Below are 7529 nucleotides of genomic sequence, written 5' to 3'. Positions count from 1 at the left end.
GATCCACTGGGGCGACGACTGCGCGGAGGCGACCGCGCTGATCGTGGGCGCCTACCGCGCCTCGAACCACCGCCACGAGCGGCTCCTGCGCGCGCTGCCGCCCGTCCTGGTGGTCGAGGAGGACGCCGAGGTGTGCGGCTGGCTGGAGACGGCCGCCGCCGACGCCGCCCGCCTCACGGCCGGTTCGCAGGCGCTGATGGACCGGCTCCTCGACTGGGCCCTGGTGTGCACGTTGCGCAGCTGGTTCGACGGGGCCGGCGCCGACGCGCCCAGCTGGTATCGAGGCCTCTCCGACCCGGTCCTCTCCCCCGCCCTGCACGCCTTCCACGAGCGGCCCACCGAAGCCTGGACGGTGGCGTCCCTGGCCGCTCGGGCCGGTGTCTCGCGGGCGCTGTTCGCCAAGCGCTTCACCCGGCTGATGGGCCGTCCGCCCCTGGCCTACCTCACGCAATGCCGCATGGACGAGGCCGAAGTGCTGCTGGCCGACACCGACCTGAGCATCGCCCGGATCGGGACGTCCGTCGGGTATGCCGACGCCTTCGGCTTCAGCGCCGCCTTCAAACGCCACAAGGGCCTCAGCCCCAGGGCGTTCCGCGCCGCGGCGGCCGGGACGCCGCTGCCGCAAGCGGAAGCTCCTTGCGGCCCTGAGGAAGCCGTCGGGCAGGACGGCGGGTGATCGCGGCTGCGGCCCGGTGTCGGGCACTCTCGTCCGGTCGGCAGGAGGCCGGTCTCGTCCGGCCGGCAGGTGGCCGGCGAGTCGCAGAACCCCGGCTGCGGCAACCGCCGGTGGCGTTCAGGCGTTCAACCACGAGGGCCGCCGCCGGCGTTGCGGCGGCGGCCCGGGATCATCGGCGGCGTCTTCCTGGAGGGGCGGCAAGGGCCCCGTCGGAAGCGGTCATCGACTCGCCCTTTCACCCGTGACGGGTTCCCTCACGTACGGGTCCAGCGCTGGTTGCCGCCGTTCGAGCAGGTGTAGAGCTGGAGCAGCGTGCCGTTGGCGGTGCCGCTCGCGACGGCGTCGAGGCAGAGGCCGGACTGTACGCCGACGATGGATCCGTCGGAGTTGAGGCGCCACTTCTGGTTGTCACCGCCCCAGCAGCTGTAGATCTGCACCTTGGAGCCGTTGCCGGTGCCGGCGGCGTCCAGGCACTTGGTGCCGTAGACCCTGATCTCACCGGCGTCGGTGTACTCCCACTGCTGGTTGGTGCCGCTGTGGCAGTCCCACAGCTGGAGCTGGGTGCCGTCGGCGGTGCCGGATCCGGGGACGTCCAGGCAGCGTCCCGAACCGACGCCCTTGATCTGCCCGGATTTCGCGGGAGGATTGGTGGTACCGCCGTTGAGCGCGTTGAGGACGGCGGTGTACGCGGCCTTCTTGCTGCCGTCGCCGTTGAACAGCAGCGGCGTCTGCTCCGCTCGCCACGAGTCGGTGTCCCGCACGCCCCAGACCGTGATGCCGAGGCAGCGCGGAACGGCCAGGCAGTCGTTGGTCACGTTGGCGTAGGTCGAAGCCGGCGCACCCTGGATGTCGAGCTCGGTGATGGCCACGTCGACGCCGAGGGCGGCGAAGTTCTGCAGCGTGGTGCGGAAGTTGCTGTTGTAGGGGCTGCCGCTGTTGAAGTGCGACTGGAAGCCGACGCAGTCGATCGGCACGCCGCGCTGCTTGAAGTCCCGGACCATCGCGTACATGGCCTGGGTCTTGGCCCAGGTCCAGTCCTCGACGTTGTAGTCGTTGTAGCAGAGCTTGGCGGCCGGGTCGGCGGCGCGCGCGGCACGGAAGGCGACCTCGATCCAGTCGTTGCCGGTGCGTTGCAGGTTGGAGTCCCGCCGGGCCCCCGAACTGCCGTCGGCGAAGGCCTCGTTCACGACGTCCCACTGGGCGATCTTGCCCTTGTAGTGGGCCATCACGCCGTTGATGTGGTCGATCATGGCCTGGCGCAGTGTGCTGCCGCTGAGGCTCTGCATCCACCCGGGCTGCTGGGAGTGCCAGGCCAGGGTGTGGCCGCGTACCTGCTTGCCGTTCTGCACCGCCCAGTTGTACACGCGGTCGGCGGAGGTGAAGTTGAACTGGCCCCGCTGCGGCTCGGTGGCGTCGATCTTCATCTCGTTCTCGGCCGTCACCGAGTTGAACTCGCGCCCCGCGATCGTCGTGTACGTCGAGTCGCCCAGCTTGCCCGAGGCGATGGCGGTGCCGAAGTAGCGGCCGCTCTGCGCCGCCGCGGCGCCGAGCGTGCTCTCGGCGGCGTGTGCGGTGGGTGACGCGACCAGCGTGGTGGCCGCACCGAGGACGCCGAGGGTCAGTGCCAGCAGCAGGCTGCGGATCCTTCGGCGGACGGCTGGTCCGGGGAGGGCATGTGGGCCCATGGCTGTGCCTCCAAGGTAGAAGACGCGGACGTGCTGAAGCGCGGTGGAACGACATGGACCGATCCCGTCCGGCGGAAGGACGAGTGGGTCGCGGTCCGGGCAGCGCGGATGCGTCGGACACCGCGGTCGCGGGACCGAACGCTCTCCGGGGCGATCTCGGAGGCGACCACGGGGGCACCCCACCCGGGGTTCGCTCAGCATCGACGCGGCTCGCGATGCCGGGCTGTGGTCGCTCTCTCCGTCAGGAATCATTGAGGCCTTGGTGATGTACCGTCAAGGTTCGTCGCACAAAAAGTTTCTGCTTCACATTCGAAACTTTCGGGATCGATGAGCCCGACGCCAGACCCCTGATTTCACCTTCAGTGGAGACTCTGAGGTCAGAGCGTCACGAGATACCGCACCGGTCGGACGCCTGCCATGCGGCTGTGCGCCGTTACGCGCTTGATCTCTCCTCCATGTTTCGGCCTGATCAGCGAAACATGCGAGAGGTGTTGACGCCCTTCACCGGGTCCCTAAGATGCAAAGCGCTCGACAGGTCGCTCATTGTTCGCCATTACGAACAGAGCGTTCCCTGCATGTCATGCCCACACCAAAACGGGTTCTCACTGACAGTCCGGACGCCCCCTGACGAGGCCTACCGGAATCGCTCCCTCAAGGTGGAGGAAGTTCCATGCGCAGACGAAGTCCCGGGCGAAGGCGCACCTCCGCGGCGCTCGCCGCCGCGGCCGCGGTCCTGGCCTCGCTGGCGGCGCTCCTGGTCGCCGTCCCCGCTCAGGCGGCCACCACCGGAGCCCTGCGCGGCGCCGGTTCCGACCGGTGCCTCGACGTGCCCGGCGCCAGCCAGGAGAACGGCACGTACCTGCAGATCCACGACTGCTGGAGCGGGACCAACCAGCAGTGGACGCTGACGGACAATCAGCAGTTGAGCGTCTACGGCAACAAGTGTCTGGACGTACCCGGCCACGCCACCACCCCCGGTACCCGCGTGCAGATCTGGGCCTGTTCCGGCGGCACGAACCAGCAGTGGCGGGTGAACTCCGACGGCACGGTCGTCGGCACGGAGTCCGGGCTGTGCCTGGAGACCACGGGTGGCGGTACGGCCAACGGGACGACGGTGCAGATCGGGACGTGCAACGGCGGCGCCGGCCAGAAGTGGGCCGGCCTGACCGCGACGCCGCCCGAGGAGGCGTGCGCCCTTCCCTCGACGTACCGGTGGACGTCCACGGGGGTGCTCGCACAGCCGGCGAACGGCTGGGCCGCCGTGAAGGACTTCACCACCGTGACCCACAACGGCAAGCACCTGGTCTACGCGTCGAACGTGTCGGGGTCGTCCTACGGCTCGATGATGTTCAGCCCGTTCACCAACTGGTCGGACATGGCCTCGGCCGGACAGACCGGAATGGGCCAGGCCGCGGTGGCTCCCACGCTGTTCTACTTCGCGCCCAAGAACGTCTGGGTACTGGCGTACCAGTGGGGTGCGTGGCCCTTCATCTACCGGACGTCGAGCGATCCCACCAACCCCAACGGCTGGTCCGCTCCGCAGCCGCTGTTCACCGGGAGCATCTCCGGCTCCGACACCGGACCGATCGACCAGACCCTGATCGCGGACGGCCAGAACATGTACCTCTTCTTCGCGGGTGACAACGGCAAGATCTACCGCGCGAGCATGCCGATCGGGAACTTCCCGGGCAGCTTCGGATCGTCGTACACCACGATCATGAGCGATACGAGGGCCAACCTCTTCGAGGGCGTGCAGGTCTACAAGGTCCAGGGCCAGAACCAGTACCTCATGATCGTCGAGGCCATGGGTGCGAACGGGCGCTACTTCCGTTCCTTCACCGCCTCCAGCCTGAGCGGTTCCTGGACCCCGCAGGCCGCGAGCGAGAGCAACCCCTTCGCGGGCAAGGCCAACAGCGGTGCCACCTGGACCAACGACATCAGCCACGGTGACCTGGTCCGCAACAATCCCGACCAGACCATGACCGTCGATCCCTGCAACCTGCAGTTCCTCTACCAGGGCAAGTCCCCCACCGCGGGCGGTCCCTACGACCAGCTCCCCTGGCGGCCGGGGGTCCTCACCCTGCGGCGCTGACCGTCAAGGCGCCGGGACCGCGGGCGATGCGCGGTGGACGAGGTGCGCACCCGAAAGGGTGCGCACGCGTTCAGGGGCCCGTCGGCGTCATGGACTGCAGGCCCACCACCCGCAGCAGCTGCAGGCGCTCGTAGGACTGCGTGCCCGGGCGGGCCGTGTGGATGACGAGTTGCTGGTTGTGGTCGGAGTTGACGAGGATCTCGCAGTCGAGTTCGAGGACGCCGATCGCAGGGTGCCGGAAGCGTTTCGTGGAGGCGCGGCGGACGGCGACCTCGTGTTCGTCCCAGAGGTGGGCGAACTCCTCGCTCCGGGCGCGCAGTTCGGCGACGAGGGCGGCGGGTTCGGGGTCGGCGGGGCGGGCCGAGGCCACCGCCCGCAGGCCGGCGACCTGTTCGCGGGCGCGCTGCGGGCGGTCCTCGGGCGGGAACAGCTCCTGGGCCGCCGGGTCGAGGAAGAAGTGGCGGATCATGTTGCGTCCGCGGGGCGGGCGGGCCAGGACGTCGCCGCTCAACGCCCGCGACAGCGCGTTCTGGGCCAGGACCTCGCCGCAGTCGGTCACCACCGTCGCCGGGGTGTCGTGCAGCCGGTCCAGCACCAGGAGCAGACCCGGGCGCACGTGCGTGCCGGTCGCCTCCCGGCGCGGCGGCTCCTCGCCGGTGAGGTGGAAGAGGTGGTCGCGTTCGTCCTCCGTCAGGCGCAGGGCGCGGGCCAGCGCGGTGAGCATCTGGCGGGACGGGCGCGGGCCCCGGGACTGTTCCAGCCGCGTGTAGTAGTCCACGGACATGCCGGCCAGCTGGGCCACCTCCTCGCGGCGCAGCCCCGGTGTGCGGCGGCGGGTCCCGGCCGTGAGTCCCACGTCGGTGGGGTTCAGGCGGGCACGGGCGCGGCGCAGGAAGTCGGCGAGTTCGGCTCGGTTCACCTCTCCATGGTGCGGGAGGGCGGCCGGCTCAGCCAGGGATCGCCGGTCCCCTGATGGAGAGGTCTCTCCCGGTCGTCCCCGCCTCCGCCGAGGCTGGTGGTCAGTGACAGGCGAGTGCGTGAGGAGCACATCATGCTGACGTTGGTGACCGGTACGACGGGACAGGTCGGACGCCGTTTCGTGCCGAGGCTGCTGGACCGGTCGCAGCCGGGCGAGCAGGTGCGGGTCCTGGTGCGGGACGCGGCCCGGGGCGCGCGCTTCGCGGAGCTGGGCGCGCAGGTCGCCGTGGGGGACCTGCGCGACGAGGCTACGCTCGGTGAGGCGCTCGCCGGGGTGGACGCCGTCGTGAACATCGCCGCCTCCTTCCGCGGCGTACCGGACGACGAGGCGTGGGCGGTCAACCGGGACGGCGCGGTGGCCCTCGGCCGCGCCGCGCAGGCGTCCGGCGTGGAGCGGTTCGTGCAGGTCAGCACGAACAACGTGTACGGCACCGGGCGGGGCCGTCCGCTGACCGAGGAGGACGAGAGCCGGCCGGGCGGCCAGTTGTGGGGCGCCTACCCCGAGTCCAAGGCCGAGGCCGAGCGCGAGCTGCTCGCGCTCAAGGGCCTGGACGTACGCATCGGGCGGCTCCCCTTCGTCTACGGCGAAGGCGACCCGCACCTCGCCGACGTCCTGAAGTGGGCCGGCCGCTGGGCACCGCACCAGCGCCTGCAGATGGCCCACCACGCGGACGTCGCCCAGGGCCTGATGCGTCTGCTGTACGCGCCGGGCATCGCCGGCCGGATCTACAACATCGCCGACGACGCCCCCGTCACCACGGTCGAGCTGTACCAGCTCAACGGCGTGGAGGTGCCCGCCGGGCTGCACGCGTTCACGGACCCCGACCCGTGGTTCGGGATCATCTCCAACCAGCGCATCCGGCGGGAGCTCGGCTTCCGTCCGATCTACCCGAGCGCCTGGACGGCCCGGGACGCCGGAGCCCTGTGACGCGCGAGGCGGGTGCGGCGCGCGAGGCGAGTGCGGCGGGTGCGGCGGGCGCGGCCCGGCAGCGATAGATCCGTCTCGCGGTGGATGCGGTGTCCGCCCTGGTCGGACAGGCTGTGGGCGGCACCGATCGGAAGAGGGAAGACCGCATGGAAGCGATCAAGGAGCCGGACTGGAAGACCGTGGGGGTGCTGGGGGCCGCCCGTGGCGCCCGGACGACCGCGGAGGACCCCATCGGGACCGAGCACCTGCTCGCCGGGCTCACCGCCACCAAGGGAACAGCACGCGAAGCACTCGCGGACGAGGGTGCGACCAAGGTCGCGCTCCTCGCGCTGCTGCGGGCCAGGCAGGGCCGTGACGACGTCTGGAGCGGTGACGACGACGCCGACGCGAGCGTGGCCGCACCGGACGTCCTGGGGGAGGACGGTGACCGTCGCGTCCGCTTCACGGGCGCCGCGGCCAGGGCGCTGACCGCGGCGATGGAACACGCCCGGCGGGAGGGCGCGGCGAAGTTCGGCGCCGTCCACCTGCTGCGGGGCCTGCTGGAGGGCGACAACCGCGCGGTGGAGGCGCTGGCCGTGTGCCAGGTCTCGCCGCAGGCGGTACGCGCCCGGCTCGACGGCGCCGCCGCAAGCCCGGYGCAGGACGGCCTCTCCCCCTTGCTGCACGCCACCCGCGACGCCCTCCTGGGCCGCGGCCATTACCGTCACATGCCCCGGTGGAAGCGATGGCTGTTCAGGAGCGGCGGGGTCAACTGGGCGTCGATGCCGGTCGAGTGGGTCAGGCAGGAGAGTCACGAGCAGGCGCGCCGTCTCGGCGACGGCGCGGTGGGCACCGAGCACGTGCTGCTGGCGGTCCTGGCCACCCACGAGGTCGCGCTGCGGTACCCGCACCTGGCGACGGTGCGGGACTCCGACACCGGCGTCCGGTTCGCGGGCGGTGAGCGGCTGMCCGACCTGGGCCTCAGCCATGCGTCGGTGCACGGGGCCCTGGCCGGTGGGCACGTCCGCCTGGCGGCCGACGCGCGGCCCGCCGAAGCGTACTTCGACGAGGTGGCGGCGCCAGGGGCGAAGTCGGAAACGAAGCCGGGGGCCAAGCCGGCGGCAGGCGCCACGGCACCCCACGCGGGCACCGGTCCGCTGGTCGCGCTGCTGCTGGCGGAGGAGACACGGG

Annotated in this window: 6 protein-coding genes; 4 read left to right on the top strand and 2 right to left on the bottom strand. The window is 71.1% G+C overall.

Features of this window, described 5'->3' with window-relative positions; genetic code table 11:
• A partial coding sequence (locus tag FGF04_RS33035; RefSeq protein ID WP_149515071.1) for a helix-turn-helix transcriptional regulator occupies positions 1–676 on the top strand: 676 nt, incomplete at its 5' end.
• 254 nt (positions 677–930) lie between these two features.
• Here FGF04_RS33035 and FGF04_RS33030 read toward each other — a convergent pair.
• Complete coding sequence (locus tag FGF04_RS33030; protein WP_149515070.1) at positions 931–2361, bottom strand: endo-1,4-beta-xylanase; 1431 nt, start codon at positions 2359–2361, stop codon at positions 931–933.
• A 670-nt stretch (positions 2362–3031) separates the two neighbouring features.
• Here FGF04_RS33030 and FGF04_RS33025 point away from each other — a divergent pair.
• Positions 3032–4453: a non-reducing end alpha-L-arabinofuranosidase family hydrolase gene (locus FGF04_RS33025; protein WP_149515069.1), complete on the top strand. Its 1422-nt coding sequence runs from the start codon at positions 3032–3034 to the stop codon at positions 4451–4453.
• A 70-nt stretch (positions 4454–4523) separates the two neighbouring features.
• Here FGF04_RS33025 and FGF04_RS33020 read toward each other — a convergent pair whose 3' ends face one another.
• The gene (locus tag FGF04_RS33020; protein WP_149515068.1) at positions 4524–5372 is read right to left on the bottom strand and encodes a helix-turn-helix transcriptional regulator; all 849 of its coding nucleotides are present in this window, start codon (positions 5370–5372) and stop codon (positions 4524–4526) included.
• 132 nt (positions 5373–5504) lie between these two features.
• Between FGF04_RS33020 and FGF04_RS33015 the strand changes: the two genes are divergently transcribed.
• Together FGF04_RS33015 and FGF04_RS33010 are read left to right on the top strand one after the other, a co-directional pair.
• Positions 5505–6359, top strand: coding sequence for an NAD-dependent epimerase/dehydratase family protein (locus tag FGF04_RS33015; RefSeq protein ID WP_149515067.1), 855 nt, complete (start codon positions 5505–5507; stop codon positions 6357–6359).
• A 146-nt stretch (positions 6360–6505) separates the two neighbouring features.
• On the top strand, positions 6506–7529 hold a 1024-nt coding region (locus FGF04_RS33010; RefSeq protein ID WP_149515074.1), incomplete at its 3' end, for a Clp protease N-terminal domain-containing protein.

The sequence above is a fragment of the Streptomyces apricus genome, from assembly GCF_008369065.1.
GTDB classification, from domain to species: Bacteria; Actinomycetota; Actinomycetes; order Streptomycetales; family Streptomycetaceae; genus Streptomyces; species Streptomyces apricus.
The sequence above is the reverse complement of the archived record's forward strand: the minus strand, read 5'-3'. Positions and strand labels throughout refer to the sequence as shown.

Coding starts and splice junctions, on each gene's coding strand:
- FGF04_RS33030 (WP_149515070.1), bottom strand. CDS start 2,361: ATGGGCCCACATGCCCTCCCCGGACCAGCCGTCCGCCGAAGGATCCGC.
- FGF04_RS33025 (WP_149515069.1), top strand. CDS start 3,032: ATGCGCAGACGAAGTCCCGGGCGAAGGCGCACCTCCGCGGCGCTCGCC.
- FGF04_RS33015 (WP_149515067.1), top strand. CDS start 5,505: ATGCTGACGTTGGTGACCGGTACGACGGGACAGGTCGGACGCCGTTTC.